The organism is Mycobacterium sp. Aquia_213 (assembly GCF_026625985.1).
Lineage (GTDB): Bacteria > Actinomycetota > Actinomycetes > Mycobacteriales > Mycobacteriaceae > Mycobacterium.
The window spans coordinates 4960749-4977652 of the sequence record NZ_CP113116.1 but is presented as its reverse complement, the minus strand read 5'-3'; the positions used below and the strand labels follow the sequence as shown (position 1 = coordinate 4977652).

At 66.9% G+C, this 16904-nt stretch carries 18 protein-coding genes; 8 read left to right on the top strand and 10 right to left on the bottom strand.

Features of this window, described 5'->3' with window-relative positions; all coding sequences use genetic code 11:
- Positions 1–87 precede the first annotated feature (87 nt).
- Positions 88–1002 (bottom strand): class I SAM-dependent methyltransferase, encoded by a 915-nt coding sequence (locus LMQ14_RS23075; RefSeq protein ID WP_267731959.1) that lies wholly within the window; start codon positions 1000–1002, stop codon positions 88–90.
- Complete coding sequence (locus LMQ14_RS23070) at positions 1003–1968, bottom strand: class I SAM-dependent methyltransferase (RefSeq protein WP_267731958.1); 966 nt, start codon at positions 1966–1968, stop codon at positions 1003–1005.
- A gap of 133 nt (positions 1969–2101) precedes the next feature.
- Here LMQ14_RS23070 and LMQ14_RS23065 point away from each other — a divergent pair, with 133 nt between their 5' ends.
- Entirely contained in the window at positions 2102–2866 is a 765-nt protein-coding gene (locus LMQ14_RS23065; protein ID WP_324291140.1) for an SDR family NAD(P)-dependent oxidoreductase, read from the top strand.
- Positions 2863–4095, top strand: a complete 1233-nt coding sequence (locus tag LMQ14_RS23060) for a zinc-dependent alcohol dehydrogenase (protein ID WP_267731956.1) — start codon at positions 2863–2865, stop codon at positions 4093–4095. The genes LMQ14_RS23065 and LMQ14_RS23060 overlap by 4 nt, the downstream gene beginning before the upstream one ends.
- 7 nt (positions 4096–4102) lie before the next feature.
- On the opposite strand, the gene LMQ14_RS23055 is transcribed toward LMQ14_RS23060, so the two are convergent.
- Together LMQ14_RS23055 and LMQ14_RS23050 are read right to left on the bottom strand one after the other, a co-directional pair.
- Positions 4103–4894 (bottom strand): enoyl-CoA hydratase/isomerase family protein, encoded by a 792-nt coding sequence (locus tag LMQ14_RS23055; RefSeq protein ID WP_267731955.1) that lies wholly within the window; start codon positions 4892–4894, stop codon positions 4103–4105.
- A gap of 15 nt (positions 4895–4909) precedes the next feature.
- On the bottom strand, positions 4910–5563 hold the full coding sequence (locus LMQ14_RS23050) for a class I SAM-dependent methyltransferase (RefSeq protein WP_267731954.1): 654 nt from the start codon (positions 5561–5563) through the stop codon (positions 4910–4912).
- Positions 5564–5629: 66 nt separating this feature from the next.
- Between LMQ14_RS23050 and LMQ14_RS23045 the strand changes: the two genes are divergently transcribed.
- Entirely contained in the window at positions 5630–6481 is an 852-nt protein-coding gene (locus LMQ14_RS23045) for a helix-turn-helix transcriptional regulator (RefSeq protein WP_267731953.1), read from the top strand.
- A 19-nt stretch (positions 6482–6500) separates the two neighbouring features.
- Here LMQ14_RS23045 and LMQ14_RS23040 read toward each other — a convergent pair whose 3' ends face one another.
- The 3 genes from LMQ14_RS23040 to LMQ14_RS23030 are packed head-to-tail and all read right to left on the bottom strand — an operon-like array spanning position 6501 to position 9057.
- On the bottom strand, positions 6501–7427 hold the full coding sequence (locus LMQ14_RS23040) for an MBL fold metallo-hydrolase (protein ID WP_267731952.1): 927 nt from the start codon (positions 7425–7427) through the stop codon (positions 6501–6503).
- Positions 7424–8080, bottom strand: a complete 657-nt coding sequence (locus LMQ14_RS23035; RefSeq protein WP_267731951.1) for an L-fuculose-phosphate aldolase — start codon at positions 8078–8080, stop codon at positions 7424–7426. The genes LMQ14_RS23040 and LMQ14_RS23035 overlap by 4 nt, the downstream gene beginning before the upstream one ends.
- On the bottom strand, positions 8077–9057 hold the full coding sequence (locus LMQ14_RS23030; protein WP_267731950.1) for an NAD(P)-dependent oxidoreductase: 981 nt from the start codon (positions 9055–9057) through the stop codon (positions 8077–8079). Before LMQ14_RS23030 ends, LMQ14_RS23035 begins: the two co-directional genes overlap by 4 nt.
- A gap of 30 nt (positions 9058–9087) precedes the next feature.
- Between LMQ14_RS23030 and LMQ14_RS23025 the strand changes: the two genes are divergently transcribed.
- Entirely contained in the window at positions 9088–10452 is a 1365-nt protein-coding gene (locus LMQ14_RS23025; RefSeq protein ID WP_267731949.1) for a xylulokinase, read from the top strand.
- A gap of 9 nt (positions 10453–10461) precedes the next feature.
- Positions 10462–11127 carry a GNAT family N-acetyltransferase gene (locus LMQ14_RS23020; RefSeq protein WP_267731948.1) on the top strand — a complete coding sequence of 222 codons (666 nt, stop codon included), beginning with the start codon at positions 10462–10464 and terminating at the stop codon, positions 11125–11127.
- A gap of 4 nt (positions 11128–11131) precedes the next feature.
- Here LMQ14_RS23020 and LMQ14_RS23015 read toward each other — a convergent pair whose 3' ends face one another.
- Genes LMQ14_RS23015 through LMQ14_RS23005 form a run of 3 tightly spaced genes read right to left on the bottom strand, consistent with a single transcriptional unit; the run spans position 11132 to position 13917 of the window.
- The gene (locus LMQ14_RS23015) at positions 11132–12061 is read right to left on the bottom strand and encodes a class I SAM-dependent methyltransferase (RefSeq protein ID WP_267731947.1); all 930 of its coding nucleotides are present in this window, start codon (positions 12059–12061) and stop codon (positions 11132–11134) included.
- Between the two features lie 2 nt (positions 12062–12063).
- The gene (locus tag LMQ14_RS23010) at positions 12064–12996 is read right to left on the bottom strand and encodes a class I SAM-dependent methyltransferase (protein WP_267731946.1); all 933 of its coding nucleotides are present in this window, start codon (positions 12994–12996) and stop codon (positions 12064–12066) included.
- A 9-nt stretch (positions 12997–13005) separates the two neighbouring features.
- The gene (locus LMQ14_RS23005; protein ID WP_267731945.1) at positions 13006–13917 is read right to left on the bottom strand and encodes a class I SAM-dependent methyltransferase; all 912 of its coding nucleotides are present in this window, start codon (positions 13915–13917) and stop codon (positions 13006–13008) included.
- 293 nt (positions 13918–14210) lie between these two features.
- On the opposite strand from LMQ14_RS23005, the gene secY reads away from it, so the two are divergent.
- The 3 genes from secY to map are packed head-to-tail and all read left to right on the top strand — an operon-like array spanning position 14211 to position 16881.
- The gene (gene secY / locus LMQ14_RS23000) at positions 14211–15536 is read left to right on the top strand and encodes a preprotein translocase subunit SecY (RefSeq protein WP_267731944.1); all 1326 of its coding nucleotides are present in this window, start codon (positions 14211–14213) and stop codon (positions 15534–15536) included.
- The gene (locus tag LMQ14_RS22995; RefSeq protein WP_267731943.1) at positions 15533–16078 is read left to right on the top strand and encodes an adenylate kinase; all 546 of its coding nucleotides are present in this window, start codon (positions 15533–15535) and stop codon (positions 16076–16078) included. Before secY ends, LMQ14_RS22995 begins: the two co-directional genes overlap by 4 nt.
- Positions 16079–16080: 2 nt before the next feature.
- Positions 16081–16881: a type I methionyl aminopeptidase gene (gene map / locus LMQ14_RS22990; protein ID WP_267731942.1), complete on the top strand. Its 801-nt coding sequence runs from the start codon at positions 16081–16083 to the stop codon at positions 16879–16881.
- Positions 16882–16904: the final 23 nt, after the last annotated feature.

Below are 16904 nucleotides of genomic sequence, written 5' to 3'. Positions count from 1 at the left end.
GATGCGCGCCGAAAGGCGCGAAGGTGGGGGCACCCCCGGCCGGGACCCGGCTAGGGGGCGAGTCGGGCAATCGACCTGAGCCGCGCCCTACTTCAGCGTTGCGGCGACATAGCTCATATCGCCGAAGGCGGCCGTCATCTCGTCACTGGGGAACTCAAATCCATTGCGGGCATACAGCTCCTTGGCGTTGTGCGCCTCGACCTGCCAGCCATGGGTGTTCAGGTAGTCCACGACGACGCTGCGCTCGCCCGGGTAGAACAGGTCGGCCGCGTTCAAGTCGAAGCCGAAGCTGCGCCACCGGTCGGTGATCTGCCGTAAGCGCTCGTCGGTGAACGCATTGGGGTCGGGCACATGTTCGGTGGCGACGCGGCTGCCCGGAGCGGACAGCGCGGTGATGTGGTCGAACAGCCGGTCCTGGGCCTCGGGCGGTAAGTAGGGCAGCAGGCCCTCCGCGCTCCAGGCGGTCGGCTGCGAGACGTCGAAGCCGGCCTGGCGCAGCGCCGCGGGCCAGTCGTCGCGCAGGTCGATGCTGATGGTTCGACGGTCCGCGGTCGGAGTGGCGCCGATGCCGGCCAGCGTGTTCGTCTTGAACGCGATGACCTGCGGCTGATCGATTTCGTAGACCACGGTGCCCGCCGGCCACGCCAGTCGGTAGGCCCTGGTGTCCAGGCCGGATGCCAGAATCACCGCCTGCCGCACACCGTCTTTGGTTGCGCCGGTGAAGAAGTCGTCAAAGAACCTGGTCCGCACCGTCATCTGATGGATCCGCGCTTGGCGGTTCAGCAGGGCGTCGTCCTCGAAATCGATCTCGCCGTCGATCACGCGGACGAAGACGTCCAGCCCCACGGCCCGCACCAGCGGATCGGCCAGTGGATCGTCGAGTAGCGGATTGGGTCCCTGCGACGCCACCGCGCGGGAGGCGGCGACCATGGTGGCCGTCGCTCCCACGCTGTTGGCCAGGTCCCAGCTGTCGCCTTCGGTACGTCCTGTTTCCGCGCTCATCTATTTCGCTTTCTTGTCCAGGGTGCCGCTGGTGTAGAGCATCTCGCCCATCCGCACGTCGTCTTCCTCGAGTGGGGCAAAGTCGTTGTCCGCGAACAACTCCTGGATGCTCTTGCTGGCCAGGGTCCATCCGCGGTCGGCAAGGTAGGGAACCGCCTCGTTGCGGTCGCCAAGGTAGACCAGACCTGCCATGTCGAGATCGAAACCGTGTGCACGCCAACGTTCGGCGATGGTCTGCATGCGCTCGCGCAGCTTGTCCTGTTCACCGGGCTCGGGGTTGGGCGCACTCTCGGTGGCCAGCCGGCTGCCCGGCGCGCTGAGCGCGGTGATGGTGTCCAGCAGACGGTCTTGGGCGTCCGGCGGCAAGTAGCCGAGCAGACCCTCGGCGCTCCATGCCGCGGGCTGGGCCGGGTCGAAGCCGGCGGTGCGCAGCGCGGTGGGCCAGTCGTCACGCAGATCGATGGCCACCACTCGGCGGTCGGCGGTTGGCGCGGCGCCCAGGTTGGCCAGTGCTTGGGTCTTGAATTCGATGACCTGCGGCTGGTCGACCTCGTAGACCACCGTGCCGGCGGGCCACGCCAACCGGTAGGCGCGGGAATCGAGCCCGGACGCCAGGATCACAACCTGCTTGATACCCGCCGTCGTGGCGTCGGTGAAGAACTCGTCGAAGAACTTGGTGCGCACTGCCATGTTGTCGGCCATGCGCGACATCGCCCCGGCGGATCCCGTCGCACCGTCGTGAACATCGTTCAGCTCGGCGGGGTCCAATTCGCCACTGGCCAAACGGGAGAGCAGGTCCACGCCGACGGCCTTGACCAGCGGTTCGGCGAACGGGTCGTTGATCAGCGGGCGATCGGCCCGGGTCGCGATCGCGCGGGCGGCGGCGACCATCGTCGCGGTCACCCCGACGCTGGACGCCAGGTCCCAGGTGTCGCCGTCGTATCTGGTGGAGCTGGTGGAAGTCATCTAAGTTCCCCCTCAATCGGATGTATTTAGTTTACCTTCGTTAATACTTAGCCAATATAACAAGCTTCCACTACTGTACGCTTCCCGCGATTCGGGGCAACCTTGACGGATGGCGTACGCAACGCCCTTCACGATGGCCGGGAAACGGGTGCTGATCACGGGTGCTTCCTCGGGCCTGGGTGCGGCCCTGGCCAGGCGGCTGGCCGCCCAGAGCGCGGTAGTGGGACTGATCGCCCGGCGCCGCGACCGCCTCGGCGAGGTGCTCGCGGATTGCCGGCGAACCTCGCCGGCCTCGGCGATGTGGGTGGCCGATCTGGGCGACACCGCGGGCCTCGGGGAGCTTGCGGGGCAAGCCTGGGATGGTCTCGGCGGCATCGACGTGCTGATCAACAATGCCGCGATCCCGAAGCGCCGGCGTGTCACCGAGCTCGATCCCGACGAGGTAGAGGACGTCATGCGGGTGAACTTCTTCGCCCCGATGCGCATGACGCTGGCCGTGCTGCCGCGGATGCTGGAGCGCGGCTCGGGCCTGATCGTGAACGTGTCGAGCGTCGGCGGCCGGCTCGGGATCATCCACGAAACCGCTTATTGCGCAAGTAAGTTCGCGCTGTGCGGGTGGAGTGAGGCGATGGCCGTGGACCTGCACGGCACCGGCGTCACGGTGAAGCTGATCGAGCCGGGTCCGGTCGACACCGAGATTTGGGATCAGCCGGGCAGCGAGGAACCGCTCTACCAGGGGCCCAAGGTCGCCGCCGAAGAGGTGGCCGACGGCATCATCGACGCCCTGGGCAGCGACCAATTCGAGCACTATGTGCCCGACATGAAGGCGGTCGTCGACGCCAAGAATGCCGACCTCGACGCCTTCATTGCCGGGGTGGCCGGGATGGCGCCCCGATGAAGGCGCTGGTGTACGGCGTGGCACCGGAGCCGTTCGAGGTCCCCGGGGACGCCAACACGCTGACGGCCAACTTGGCCCATACCCCGACCGCCCTGCGACGGGTGCCGGATCCGCAACTGCCACACGAGGATTGGGTGGTCACCCGGCCGCGATTGACCGGTATCTGCGGGTCGGACTCCAAGCAGATCCTGATGGATTTCGGTGAGGACGACGCCGACAACGCGATGGGCGGCTTCTGTTCCTTTCCGCAGGTGATGGGCCACGAGGTGGTCGCCGACGTGGTGGCGCTGGGGGCAGGCGCCCGCGGACTCGAGGTGGGGCAACGGGTCGTGCTCAACCCGTGGTTGTCGTGCGGGCCGCGCGGTATCGAGCCGAAGTGCCCCGCCTGCGAAAGTGGCGACTACAGCCTGTGCTGGAGCTTCACCGACGGCGATATCAAGCCGGGCATCCACACCGGGGTGTCGGCCGACGTGACCGGTGGATACGCCGAACTGATGCCCGCCCACGACAGCATGCTGTTCGCCGTTCCCGAATCGATACCCGACGAGATGGCCGTGTTCGCCGATCCGTTTTCGGTGTCGCTGCACGCGATCACCCGCCATCCGCCACCCCGCTCGGGCCGGGTCTTGGTCTACGGGGCCGGCTCGCTCGGGTTGTGTGCGGTCGCGATCCTGCAAGCGCTCTATCCCGACGTGGCGGTGGCCGTGGTGGCGCGCTTCGACGCCCAGGGAGAGGTCGCACGAAAGTTCGGAGCCGCCAAAGTCCTTGCGCACGAACCACGTCTGGCCCTGATCGAAGAGCTGGCCGCCTGGGGCGGTGGTCGGCTGCGCCAACCGCTGCTGGGGCTGCCGATGGCCCACCCGGGAGCGGTCGACGTCGTCTACGACACCGTCGGAAAGCCCGAGACGTTCGAGGTCGGGGTGCGGGTGCTGCGCTCGCGGGGGACGCTGGTGAAGGCCGGAGTCCACGCGCCGGGCCGCTGGGAGTGGAGCCCGCTGTACTTCAAGGAGATCAACCTCGTCGGGTCCAATGCCTTCGGGTTCGAAGAGGTCGACGGCCAGCGCAAGCACGCGATCGCGCACTACCTCGACCTCGCCGCCGACGGCCGGGTGGACCTGCGGCCGATGCTGACCCACACCTTCGCGCTGGACCGTTGGCGCGACGCCTTTTTGGCGATTGCCAACCAGGCCGACAGCGGCGCCATCAAGGTCGCCTTTGACCAGCGGTAGTCCAGCGCTAGTCGGGCGTTCGCCCGGGATCCGATCGATCGAAGAATCGACCCAGCAATTCGCGGGCCTCCTCCTGGTCGAGACAGGTGTAGGAGTTCCACCCCTCCGTGCGCAGCTGGTCATCGAGTGGCTTGCCGATGATCTCCAGGATTGTCTCCTTCGCCGACCGCACCGCTCGCTGGGAGTTGCGCAGGATGTGCCGGGCCAATATTTCGGCCTCGTGCATCAGCTGTTCGTGTGGGACAACTTTGGTGATCATGTTGCATTGCAGCGCTCGGCCCGCGTCGATCGGTTCCGCGGTAAGCACCATCTGCATTGCGACGCCGACGCCACATGTGTTGACCAGCCGCGTGATTCCGCCGTCGCCATGATGGAATCCGCGCCGCGCCTCGAAGGATCCGAACATCGCGCGTTCGGAGGCGACGCGGATGTCGCAGGCCAGCGCGAGTTCGAGGCCGCCGGCCAGCGCCCACCCGTTGACGGCGGCGATCGTCGGCTTGAGGATCCGATGCAGTCCCCGGGTGAGGCCTCCGAACCCCATATCGACGATGTCGCGAACCCGGCTCGGTGTCGCGTCCACGTAGTTGATCGGCACATAGGTCGCCAGGTCCGCGCCCGCGCAGAAGGCGTCTCCGAAGCCGGTCAATATCGCGACGTCGGCGTCGTCGTTGCGGTCGAAGTCGGCCCACACGCGGCAAAGCTCTTCGTGCATGTCCGGGGTGACGGCGTTCTTCGCGTGTGGCCGGTTCAGCGTGACGTAGGCGATTCTGTCCCGAATCTCGTATCCGATCTCGATCATCGGTCAATCTTGCGCCTAAGCGGGTCGGACGGCCTGGTAAAAGGTGAGTTGGCCGACGATCCGTTGCCGCTTGGTGGCGAGTTCGGTGCAGTCGAATCCCGCCGAGCGGAGCAGTCTGGGCACTGCGCCCCCGAGGTTGCCGGCCGCGTGATGGTTGTGCCGGATGAGCCGTGGCAGCAAGCCGCCGCTGGTCGTGTCGCCGCTGATGTCGACCAGGTGCAGCCTTCCGCCGGGACGCAGTACCCGAAATATCTCCGCTGCCGCCTCCGGTTTCGCTTCGTCTTTGATGTGATGCAGCATCATCGACGACAGCACCCGGTCGAATTCGCCGTCGGCGTAGGGAAGCCGTTCGGCGTAACCCTGCTCGAAGCGAATACCGGTCAATCCGTTGGCCTTCCGTTGTGCCACCCCCAAGATGCGCGGGTCCGGATCGCAACCGGTCACGTCGGCTGAGGGCTGACTTCGCTTGGCTCGGAGCGTGAGATTGCCGGTGCCGCAGCCTATTTCCAGAACTCGGTGACCGCCGGCGATACCGGCCTGGCTGACCAGCCGTTGATAGACGCTACTGAAGCCCATCAGGCGTGCGATCAGATCGTATGCGGGCAGAAAAGCGGCGTGACCGGTAGCGGGAAGGTAGTCATGTGGAGGATATTTTGTCACAGAGTCCATAGTGGACCACTGGCTCGCTGTAGAATTGGGTGATCATCGCTAAAAATAGGACTATCTTTCGCAATCATGACGCAGGCAGCTCGGTTGATCGGCCACCGCGGCGGGGTGCCGATCTACCAATATCGGGCCGACCCGGACACACCTCCGGTTTCGGTGCACCGTCACATGGGCGATCTCGGTGAGCGGGGTCGTCACATTCACGATTTCCCGGCCCTGTGGTACGTCCCCGCGGCGGACCTGGTGTATGTGGCCGCCGCCGGCGAGGTGCTCGACCCGGGGCGGCTGGAAGACCTCGATGCCGGCGTCGCGGTGTTCTTCGATCCCGGCGCACTCGGTGAGGACGGGCGCTCGCCATGGCCGGCATGGCGGGGCCACCCGCTGCTCTTCCCGTTCCTGCACGGATATTCCGGTGGGGTGCTGCGGCTGGAGATACCCGAGGACCGACGGTCTATGTGGGACAACACAATTCAAGCGATCGAAACCGAACTCACCGCCCGGCAGGAGGGCCATCGACAGGCGGCGCTGGCGCACCTGACGCTACTGCTGATCGAGCTCGCGCGGCTGGCGCGCGATGTGGTGGCCGATCTGAAGCGCAGCGGTGAGCCGCTGCTGGCCGATGTGTTCGCGGTGATCGACCGCCGGCACGCCGAGGCGCTGTCGCTGCGCGACGTGGCGGGCGAACTCGGCATGACGCCGGGCCATCTCACCACGGTGGTGCGCCGCCGCACCGGACGCACCGTGGGTGAGTGGATCATCGAACGCCGCATGGCCGAAGCGCGCACCTTGCTGGAGGAGACGGATCTCGCGGTCGCCGAGATCGCCCGGCGGGTAGGGGTTTTCGATCCCGGTTACTTCAGTCGGCAATTCAGCCGGATACACGGCATCTCGCCCCGCAAATGGCGCACGCGCGCCGTCTGACTACGAGTCGGCCATCCGGTCAGGTGCGGGGAAGCGGTTCGATGTCGAGCCACTCGTCGACTTCGAATTGGTCGGCGACGGGGCGGATCGACGCGCCGCCGTGGCCGGGGTAGTGCGCCGGGATCACGGTGGCGTGCGCCTGGGCGGCCTCGGTGAAGATCCGGTGCCGGGTGGCCGCGGCAGCGGTGGCATCCACGTCGAAGGCACAGGGGTCGGCGGGACGACGCAGTTGCAGCGGGCTGTGCGTGATGTCGCCGACGAAGACGGCGGGCACACCCGCGTCCAGCCACAGCACCGACGAGCCGGGCGTGTGTCCCGCGGCGGGCCGCAGCCGCAGTGACGGGCTGATCAAGTAGTCGTCGGACCATTGGACGAGTTGCCCCGCCTCGTCGACGGGCGACACGCTGTCGGCGAACACCAGCTGATCGCCGTGCTGCGCGATGGCCTCCTGCTCGGTGCGTGGCGATCGGCGCGCCACCGGCCCATCCGGCGCGAAGTAACGGTAATCGGCTGCGGGCGCGAGGTATCGGGCATTGGGGAACGTCGGCACCCAGGTGTCGTCCTCGAGCATCGTGTTCCATCCGACGTGGTCGGAATGGATGTGGGTGTTGATCACCACGTCCACGGCGCTGCGGTCGATGCCGGCCGACTCCCACCCGGTGAGAAACCCGGTTTTCAGCCCATCCAGCGGCGGCATGTGCGGGCGCTGCCGGTCGTTGCCGACGCCGGTGTCCACCACGACGGTCAGCCCGTCGACCTCGACGACCCAGCTTTGCACCGCGATGCGCCATTTCTCGGCGTCGGGATCGAAGAAGTCCGGCACCAGCAGGTCGGCGTTGTCGTGCCATCCGGACGGTGGAGTGTGGGCGAAAGACTTTGTCCCCAACTCGAACTGAAATTCCACGATGCGGGTCACACAGGCGCGACCCAGCTGGACCCGGCTCACAGAGGGTTGGTGCGCAGGTAGCCGTAGACGCTGGCGAAGTTGCGGTTCACGTCTTCGGGGATTGGCACCGGCCCACCGAGAGCCCTTGCACCCCAAACGATTTGTGCGGTGCGTTCGACGAGTGCGGTGATATGCAGGACCTTGTCCGGGCGGGGTCCCACCGCGACCAGGCCGTGGTTGGCGATCAGGGCGGCGCCGCGGCCTTCCAGCGCCTTGACCGCGTTGGCCCCGACATCGGGGGTGCCCGATGCGGCGTAGTCGGCGCACCGAACGTCGCCGCCGACGTAGACCGCGAATTCGTCGATGCAGGCCGGAATCGGCTGGTGCGCGATCGCGAACATGGTCGCCCACACGGGATGACTGTGAATGACGCTGCCGATGTCGTCGAACGCCTGATAGGCCGCCAGGTGCAGCTGCATTTCCGACGACGGCGCTCGGCCGTCCTTGGCGTGCTGCACAGCGCCGTCGGGGTCGATCAGCACCAGGTCGTCGAGCTCCATGTCGCCATAGTCGACAGAGGACGGGGTGATCACGATGTTGCCGTCGGACCGTCGCGCCGAGATGTTGCCGGCGGTTCCCTCGACCAGCCCGCGGCGCAGCATGTCTTTGGCCGCGGCCAGCACCGCGGTTTCCGGGTTGTCCACGAACTTCATAACCCCAGCACCTCCGGGTTGACGATATGAGCGGGCGCGTTGCCGGATAGCAACGCTTCCAGATCGTCGGCGACCATCTGCGCCTGCCGTGCCTCAGTGTCCCAGGTCGCCCCGCCGATGTGCGGGGTCAGCACGACATTGGGCATGCCCACCAACGGATGATCGGTGGCCAGAAACTCGCCAACGAAATGGTCCAACCCCGCCGCGCCCACCTTGCCGCTGCGCAAGGCGTCGACGAGCGCGTCGGTGTCGTGCAGTTGCGCGCGAGCGGTGTTGAGGAAAACCACGCCGTCGCGCATGGCAGCGAATTCACGCGCGCCGATCATCCCCGTGGTGTCGTCAGTGACCGGTGCGTGCAGCGAGACGACGTCGGCCTCGCTCAGCAGTTCGTCGAGGCTGTGCTGGGCTTCGTGGTGATAGGGGTCGTGGGCGATCACCCGCATGCCCAGCCCCGCAAGCCGCCATCGCAAGGCCCGGCCGACGGCGCCCAGCCCCACCAGCCCCGCGGTGCGCCCCGCGATCTCCCACCCCCGGAAGCGCTGGTAGGGAATGCTGCCGTCGCGAAACATGTTGCCGCTGCGCACATCCGCGTCGGCGGTCAGCAGGTGGCGGGTGGCGGCCAGCAGCAGGGCCACCGCCATCTCGGCGACCGCATCGGCGTTGCGGGCCGGTGTGTTCAGCACCGGGATGCCCGCCGCGGTGGCTCCGGCGATGTCGACGTTGTTGGGGTCGCCGCGGGTGGAGGCGATCGCACGCAAACCCAGGTCGAACACCGGGCCGCGCACCGAGTCGCTCTCCACCACAACGACGTCGGCGGCTTCGGCGCTGATCCGTTCGGCCAACTGCTCGGGGCTGTAGATCCGCAGCGGGGTCGCCTCGATCCACGGGTCGTACACCACATCGGCGAGCTGCCGGAGTTTGGCGAACCCCGGGCCACGCAGCGGGGCCGTCACCAGGGCACGCGGTCTTGATGTCACGAATGCCAATGCTGGCGTACGGTGACGCCCGTGTCACGTAGTGGCGTCACGATCGGTATCGACATCGGGACTACGGCGGTCAAAGCGGTCGCCGCCGACGCCGATGGCCGCGTGACGGCGCGCGTGCGCATTCCGCATCAGGTTCGAGTGCCGACACCCAACCGGCTCGAGCATGACGCCGACGAGGCATGGCGGCGCGGCCCGTTGGCGGCCCTCGAGCAGGTGCGGCAGCTGGCTCCCGGGCCCGAGGCGCGCGCGGTGGCCGTTTCGGCGATGGTGCCCTCGCTGACCGCCGTCGATACCGCGGGCCGGCCCTTCATGCCGGGATTGCTGTACGGCGACGAGCGCGGCCGGGTCGACGGCGATCAGCCGCTTCCGGCGTTGGGCGAAGCCGCCGAGTTCCTGCGCTGGATGACCGCCGAAGCTCCCGAGGCGGCCGGTTACTGGCCGGCGCCGGCGGTGGCCAACCACGCGCTGGCGGGCGAGGCGGTGATCGACTTCGCCACCGCGGCCACCTCGTACCCCCTGTTCGACGGCAGCGGCTGGAATGCGGAGGCCTGCGCTGAGCGCGGCGCCACTGCCGCACAGCTGCCCCGGGTGGAGACGATCGGCGCCGCCGCCGGTCAGGTACACGGGAGCCGAGCCGTGCTCGCTACAGGCGCCGTTGACGCGCTGTGTGAGCAGATGGTGGCCGGCGCCGATCGCGATGGCGAGGTGCTGGTGATGTGTGGCACCACGCTGATCGTGTGGGTCACCGTCCCCGAGGCCCGCCAGGTGCCAGGGCTGTGGACCATTCCGCACACCAAGGCGCCCAAGAGTCTGATCGGTGGTGCCAGCAACGCGGGCGGGCTGTTTCTCGGCTGGGTGGATCGCGTGATCGGACCCGGCGACCCCGCATCGGTCGATCCACGCCGGGTCCCGGTGTGGTCGCCCTACATTCGCGGGGAACGCACGCCGTTCCACGACCCGGACCGCCGGGCCGTGCTCGACGGCGTCGATCTCACCCACGGCCCGGCCGCACTGCGCAGAGCCGCCTACGAGGCATCGGGCTTCGTCGTGCGTCAGCTGATCGAGCTCAGCGGAGCCCCGGTGTCGCGCATCGTGGCCACCGGCGGCGGGACCCGGCTTCAGCCATGGATGCAGGCCATCGCCGACGCCACCGGCCGGCCGGTGGAGGTGTCCGGGGTGGCCGAGGGCGCGGCGCTGGGGGCGGCGTTCCTGGGCCGCATGGCGGCCGGGCTGGAGACATCGATCGCCGATGCCGCGCGCTGGGTCAGCACCGAGCGCATCGTCGACCCCGATCGCGCCTGGGCGGCCGCGGTGCAGGACCGCTACCAACGTTTCCTGGAGCTGGGAAGTCGATCATCTAGCGCGATACTTCCGGCGGCGATCTAGGCTTGTGCAATGACTGACCACGACCGCAAAGCCGCCCGCAGAGAGATCGCGGATGCCCTGTTGAAAGCTCTTGAACGCCGCCACGAGGTCCTCGACCTCATTGTGGATGCCGACAACAACGCGGCCGCGGTCGAGGCGATCGCCGGTTTGCTCGGCACGTCGCACACGGGCGCCGAAGCGGTGTTCGGTCTGTCGTTCGGCCAGCTGACCAAGGCTTCGCGCAAGATCATCCAGGCCGAGCTCGAGGACCTGAACAAGCAGCTGAGCTTCACGCTCGGGGAGCGGCCGGCGAGCTCGGGCGACAGCCTGGAGCTGCGGGCGTTTTCCGCCGACGCGGATCGCGACATCTTCGCCGTGCGCACCGAGGACATGGGAGCGGCCGGCGACGGGTCCGGGGGGCCGGCGGGCAACCTCGACGACGAGATCCGCTCGGCGCTGGGACGGGTCGACGACGAGGAGGCCGCGTGGTTCGTGGCCATCGACTCCGGCGAGAAGGTCGGGATGGTGTTCGGCGAGCTGGACCACGGCGAGGTGCAGGTGCGCGTCTGGATCCACCCCGACCACCGCAAGCGGGGTTACGGCACCGCCGCGCTGCGCAAGTCGCGCTCGGAGCTGGCGTGGTGTTTCCCCGCCGTGCCGTTGGTGGTTCGCACGCCGGCGGCCAAACCGGCCTGAGCCGCTACTGCAAGACGGCGACCACCGAAATGTGGTTCTCCAGCGCCTTGAGGCCCTCGCCCGGCGGCACGGGCAGCCCGGCTTTGGCGAACTGGTCGGCGCGGGTGCGCGCCGTAATCTGCCAGCCGGCCGCGCTCAGGTAATCCGCGGCCGGGGTGCGTTCACCGTGATAGACGAGACTGGACACGTCGGTGTCGAAACCGAATTGCCCCCAGCGCTTGGCCATCGCCTTGGCGCGTTTCTCGAGCAGGGGCAGGCCGTCGCGGTGGTATTCGGTGGCCAGCCGGCTGCCCGGTGCGCTCAGCGTGGTGATGGCGTCGAACAACCGATCCTGCGCCTCCGGGGGCAGGTACATCAGCAGGCCCTCAGCGCTCCACGCCGTGGGCTCTGTCTCGTCAAAACCGGCTTGGCGCAATGCGTTTAGCCAATCGTCACGCAGGTCAACCGCAACGGTCCGGCGCTCGGCAGTGGGCTCGGCGCCCAAGTTCGATAACGCGCTGGTTTTGAACTCGATGACCGCCGGTTGGTCGATTTCGTACACGACGGTGCCCTCGGGCCAGGCCAGCCGGTAGGGGCGCGAGTCCAGGCCGGAGGCCAGGATGACGACCTGGCGGATGCCGGCGGCAGTCGCGTCGGCGAAGAAGTCGTCGAAATACCGGGTGCGCACGGCCATCATGTTGACCATCCGCTGCAGGTTGAACTCCTCGTCGGGGTCCGCGTCGGGGTCGAGACCGCCGGTCTCATCGGTGATTTCGCCGTCGAGCACTTTGATGAAGAAATCCGCACCCACCGCACGAACCAGCGGGTCGGCGAATGGATCGTCGATCAGGGCGCCTGCTTGCTTGCCGGCAAGGGCCCGGCAGGCGGCGACCCAGGTCGCGGTCGCCCCCACGCTCGAGGCCAGGTCCCAGGTGTCTTGGTCGGTACGGGTCATGCTCAGCCTCCTAGCGTCGCGGACAGATATTTGATGTCGCCGAAGGCGACCATGGATGGTTCGGTGGGGAACTCAAAACCATTGTGCGCGTACATCTCCGGTGTGCTACGCACGGTGGTCTGCCAGCCTCGTTCGGTGAGGTAGGCCGCCACGTCGTTGCGCTCACCGGTGTAGACCAGTTCGGACCAGTTGAGATTCAGGCCCATCCGGCGCCAGCGTTCGCTCATCTCGCGACCCCGCCTTTCGACGCGGTCGCGCATATCGGGGACGTACCCGGTGCCGATGCGGCTGCCGGGAGCCGACAGCGCGGTGATGTTGTCGAACAGGCGATCCTGGGCATCCGGCGGCAGGTACCCGAGCAGTCCTTCGGCGATCCAGGCCGTCGGCCGCGCCGCGTCGAATCCGTTGCCGCGCAACGCACCTACCCAATCGTCCCGCAAGTCGATCGCGACTGTCCGGCGATCGACGGTCGGGGCCGCCCCAAGATCGGCCAGGGTGCGGGTCTTGAACTCGATCACCTGCGGCTGATCGATCTCGAAGAGCACGGTGTCGGCCGGCCACGACAACCGGTAAGCGCGGGTGTCCAGCCCGGACGCGAGAATGACCGCCTGACGCACACCGGCTTCGGCGGCCTCGAGAAAGAAGCTGTCGAAGTAGCGGGTGCGCACGGCCATGCCCTCACTGAGCCGCTGCGGGGTGAAGGCGGGATCGTCCTCGGAGACCTCGACCTGGCCGTTCATCATCCGGATGAAGGCGTCGACGCCGACGGCGTTGACCAGCGGCTCGGCGAACGGATCGTCGATCAGCGGGTTGGGGCCCTTGGACGCCATGGCCCGGCGGGCCGCCACCGCGGTGGCGGTGGCTCCCACGCTGGATGCCAAATCCCAGCTGTCGCCATCAAAACGCTTGGAATCGCTGCTGTCGGTGTTCGTCATGCCGGGGTCCTAACTAAGAGTCGCGGTAACGGCGATGATGTTGCGCAGTTGGGACAGCGCCTCGCTGTCGTGGAACTCGCGCCCGTAATCGCCGAACAGCTCGCGCCGTGGCCGCGAGCTCACCTCCCAGCCCTGGCCGCTCAGATACTCGACGACATCGCTGCGCTCGCCGTCGAAGAACAATCCCGACAGGTCGATGTCGCAGCCCAGTTTGAGCCACCGCTGGTTGAACTCCTGGGCACGCTCGGACATCGTCGTTTCCGAAGGCGGATGAAACTCGGTGGCCAGCATGCTTGAAGGCGCGGACAGCGAGGTGATGTTGTCGAACAGGCGGTCCTGGGCTTCGGGGGGCAGATACATCAGCAGGCCCTCGGCGCTCCACGACGTCGGCTGGGTCACGTCAAACCCGCTGCTGCGCAAGGCCGCCGGCCAGTCTTCCCGAAGATCGATGCTGACGGTGCGCCGCTCGGTGGACGGTGCGGCGCCCAGGCTCGACATCGTGGCGGTCTTGAACTCGATGACCTGGGGCTGATCGACTTCGTAAACCACGCTGCCGTTCGGCCAGGACAGCCGGTAGGCGCGCGCGTCGAGCCCGGCGGCCAGAATCACCGCTTGGCGGATCCCGTCGCGCGCGGCATTAAGGAAGAAATCGTCGAAGAAGCGAGTGCGCACCGCGATCGAGTCGGTCTCGACCTGCAGGTCCCCCAGGCCGCCTTCGGGTGTTTCGGCCGCGGTGAGCTCGCCGTCGACCACCCGGCGAAAAAAATCCAACCCGACCGCCCGAACCAGGGGCCCCGCGAATGGGTCGTTGATGATCGGGTTGTCCTCATTGCTGGCCACCGCGCGGGCCGCGGCGACCATCGTGGCCGTGGCGCCGACGCTGGAGGCCAAGTCCCAACTGTCTTGGTCAGTGCGTGTCATGGTGCTCCTCTTCGGTGTTCTGCGCTGGCCGTCGGCCGTCACCATGCTGCCCTCGACACCCAGCTTTGATACTTAGCAAATGCAACGAGCTGACAAAACTCTACGCCCCGTGGCTGTCTGCTTCCTGAATTTTTTCAGGCCTTTTCGAACGGCTCCTTGACGCCCTTTTAAGGATCTAGTCCCACCAGCTGTTAGTCTCGTACACGATTTGACGCGTGACGCCGTACGTCCTGGCCTGCGGGTGTTGAGCGCGCGTAAACGCAGGATGACCCCCGGCCGCGCAGGAGGATAGAGTGCTTTCGGCTTTCATCTCGTCGCTGCGAACAGTCGACTTGAGACGGAAGATCCTCTTCACGCTCGGCATTGTCGTGCTGTATCGCGTGGGCGCAGCGTTGCCGTCGCCCGGCGTCAACTTCCCGAACGTGCAGCAGTGCATAAAAGAGGCCAGCGGCGGCGAGGCCGGCCAGATCTATTCGCTGATCAACCTGTTCTCCGGCGGTGCGCTGCTCAAGCTCACGGTGTTCGCGGTGGGCGTGATGCCCTACATCACCGCCAGCATCATCGTGCAGCTGCTCACCGTGGTCATTCCACGGTTCGAGGAGTTGCGTAAGGAAGGCCAGTCCGGCCAGGCCAAGATGACGCAGTACACGCGATATCTGGCGATCGCGCTGGCCGTTCTGCAGGCCACCAGCATCGTGGCGCTGGCGGCCAACGGCGGCCTCTTGCAGGGCTGCTCCCTGGACATCATCGCCGACCAGAGCATCTTCACCCTGGTCGTCATCGTGCTGGTCATGACGAGCGGCGCGGCACTGGTGATGTGGATGGGTGAGCTGATCACCGAACGCGGCATCGGCAACGGCATGTCGCTGCTGATTTTCTGCGGTATCGCCGCGCGCATTCCGTCCGAAGGCAAGACGATCCTGGACAGCCGCGGCGGGATGATCTTCGCCGCTGTCTGTGTGGCCGCGCTGGCCATCATCGTCGGCGTGGTCTTCGTCGAGCAGGGCCAGCGCCGGATCCCGGTGCAGTACGCCAAGCGCATGGTGGGCCGGCGCATGTACGGCGGAACCTCGACGTATCTGCCGCTGAAGGTCAACCAGGCCGGTGTTATCCCGGTCATCTTCGCGTCGTCGCTGATCTACATTCCGCACCTGATCACCCAGTTGATCCGCAGCGGCAGCGGAGGCGTGGGCAACGGCTGGTGGGACAAGTTCGTCGGCACTTACCTGTCCGATCCGAGCGATCCGGTCTATATCGGCATCTACTTCGGGCTCATCATCTTCTTCACGTACTTCTACGTGTCGATCACCTTCAACCCTGACGAGCGCGCTGACGAAATGAAGAAGTTCGGCGGCTTCATCCCCGGCATCCGGCCGGGCAAGCCCACCGCCGACTATCTGCGTTTCGTGCTGAGCAGGATCACGCTCCCGGGCTCGATCTACCTCGGTGCGATCGCGGTGCTGCCCAACTTGTTCCTGCAGATCGGCAATGCCGGGGCGGTGCAGAATCTGCCATTCGGTGGTACTGCGGTTCTGATCATGATTGGCGTCGGGTTGGATACCGTCAAACAGATCGAGAGTCAGCTGATGCAGCGCAACTACGAAGGGTTCCTCAAGTGAGAATCGTTTTGTTGGGGCCACCGGGGGCGGGTAAGGGAACACAGTCGGAAAAACTCAGCGAGAAGCTCGGGATTCCGCAGATCTCCACCGGGGATCTGTTCCGCAGCAATATCGGTGAAGGCACCAAGCTGGGGCTGGAGGCCAAGCGGTACCTGGATGCCGGCGACCTGGTGCCCTCCGAGCTGACCAACCAGCTCGTCGACGACCGGTTGGACGACCCGGACGCGGCCGACGGCTTCATCCTGGACGGGTATCCCCGCTCGATTGAGCAGGCCGAAGCGCTGCACGAAATGCTCGGACGCCGCGGTACCGATATCGACGCGGTGCTGGAATTCCGGGTGTCGGAGGACGAGCTGTTGCAGCGGCTCAAGGGCCGCGGCCGCGCCGATGACACCGAGGACGTCATCATCAACCGGTTCAAGGTCTACAACGACGAGACCGCGCCGCTGCTGGAGTACTACCGCGACGAACTGAAGACGATCGACGCCATCGGATCGTTGGACGAGGTATTCGCCCGCGCGCTGCGAGCGCTGGGCAAGTAACGATGCGCCCGCTGGCGCGGTTGCGCAGTCGCAAGGTAGTGCCGCAGCGCAGCGCCGGCGAACTCGACGCGATGGCCGCGGCCGGTGCCGTGGTTGCCACCGCGCTGCAGGCGGTGCACGCCGCCGCGGTCGCCGGGGTGTCCACCCTGAGTCTGGACGAAATCGCCGAGTCGGTGATCCGGGAGGCCGGCGCAATCCCGTCGTTCCTGGGCTATCACGGCTATCCGGCGTCGATCTGCGCGTCGGTCAACGACCGGGTGGTGCACGGCATCCCCTCCGCGGCGGAAATCCTCGCCCCGGGTGACCTGGTGTCCATCGACTGTGGCGCGGTGTTGCACGGGTGGCACGGCGACGCCGCGATCACGTTCGGGGTCGGGGCGCTCGATCCCAACGACGAAGCACTCTCCGCGGCGACGCGGGAGTCGCTGGAAGCCGGAATCGCGGCAATGATCCCCGGCAACCGGTTGACCGACGTCGCGCATGCCATCGAAATGGGTACGCGTGCCGCCGAGGCGCGCCACCGCCGCGCGTTCGGGATCGTCGAGGGCTACGGCGGACACGGCATCGGCCGACAGATGCACATGGACCCGTTCCTGCCCAACGAAGGGTCTCCGGGCCGCGGACCGCTGCTGGCCCCCGGTTCGGTGCTGGCCATCGAGCCGATGCTGACTCTCGGAACAGGCAAAACGCTGGTACTCGCCGACGACTGGACGGTCACCACCACCGACGGATCACGTGCGGCGCACTGGGAGCACACCGTGGCGGTCACCGACGACGGGCCCCGAATTCTCACTCTGAGCTGAATCTCGAACTAAACGCCTGTTGC

Excerpts from the sequence above, each read along its gene's own strand:
- LMQ14_RS23020 (WP_267731948.1), top strand. The coding sequence starts at position 10,462 with ATGACTGACCACGACCGCAAAGCCGCCCGCAGAGAGATCGCGGATGCC.
- LMQ14_RS23005 (WP_267731945.1), bottom strand. The coding sequence starts at position 13,917 with ATGACACGCACTGACCAAGACAGTTGGGACTTGGCCTCCAGCGTCGGC.
- map (WP_267731942.1), top strand. The coding sequence starts at position 16,081 with ATGCGCCCGCTGGCGCGGTTGCGCAGTCGCAAGGTAGTGCCGCAGCGC.
- LMQ14_RS23050 (WP_267731954.1), bottom strand. The coding sequence starts at position 5,563 with ATGGACTCTGTGACAAAATATCCTCCACATGACTACCTTCCCGCTACC.
- LMQ14_RS23045 (WP_267731953.1), top strand. The coding sequence starts at position 5,630 with ATGACGCAGGCAGCTCGGTTGATCGGCCACCGCGGCGGGGTGCCGATC.
- LMQ14_RS23010 (WP_267731946.1), bottom strand. The coding sequence starts at position 12,996 with ATGACGAACACCGACAGCAGCGATTCCAAGCGTTTTGATGGCGACAGC.
- LMQ14_RS23070 (WP_267731958.1), bottom strand. The coding sequence starts at position 1,968 with ATGACTTCCACCAGCTCCACCAGATACGACGGCGACACCTGGGACCTG.
- LMQ14_RS23075 (WP_267731959.1), bottom strand. The coding sequence starts at position 1,002 with ATGAGCGCGGAAACAGGACGTACCGAAGGCGACAGCTGGGACCTGGCC.
- LMQ14_RS23035 (WP_267731951.1), bottom strand. The coding sequence starts at position 8,080 with ATGAAGTTCGTGGACAACCCGGAAACCGCGGTGCTGGCCGCGGCCAAA.
- LMQ14_RS23060 (WP_267731956.1), top strand. The coding sequence starts at position 2,863 with ATGAAGGCGCTGGTGTACGGCGTGGCACCGGAGCCGTTCGAGGTCCCC.
- LMQ14_RS23055 (WP_267731955.1), bottom strand. The coding sequence starts at position 4,894 with ATGATCGAGATCGGATACGAGATTCGGGACAGAATCGCCTACGTCACG.
- LMQ14_RS23065 (WP_324291140.1), top strand. The coding sequence starts at position 2,102 with ATGGCCGGGAAACGGGTGCTGATCACGGGTGCTTCCTCGGGCCTGGGT.
- LMQ14_RS23015 (WP_267731947.1), bottom strand. The coding sequence starts at position 12,061 with ATGACCCGTACCGACCAAGACACCTGGGACCTGGCCTCGAGCGTGGGG.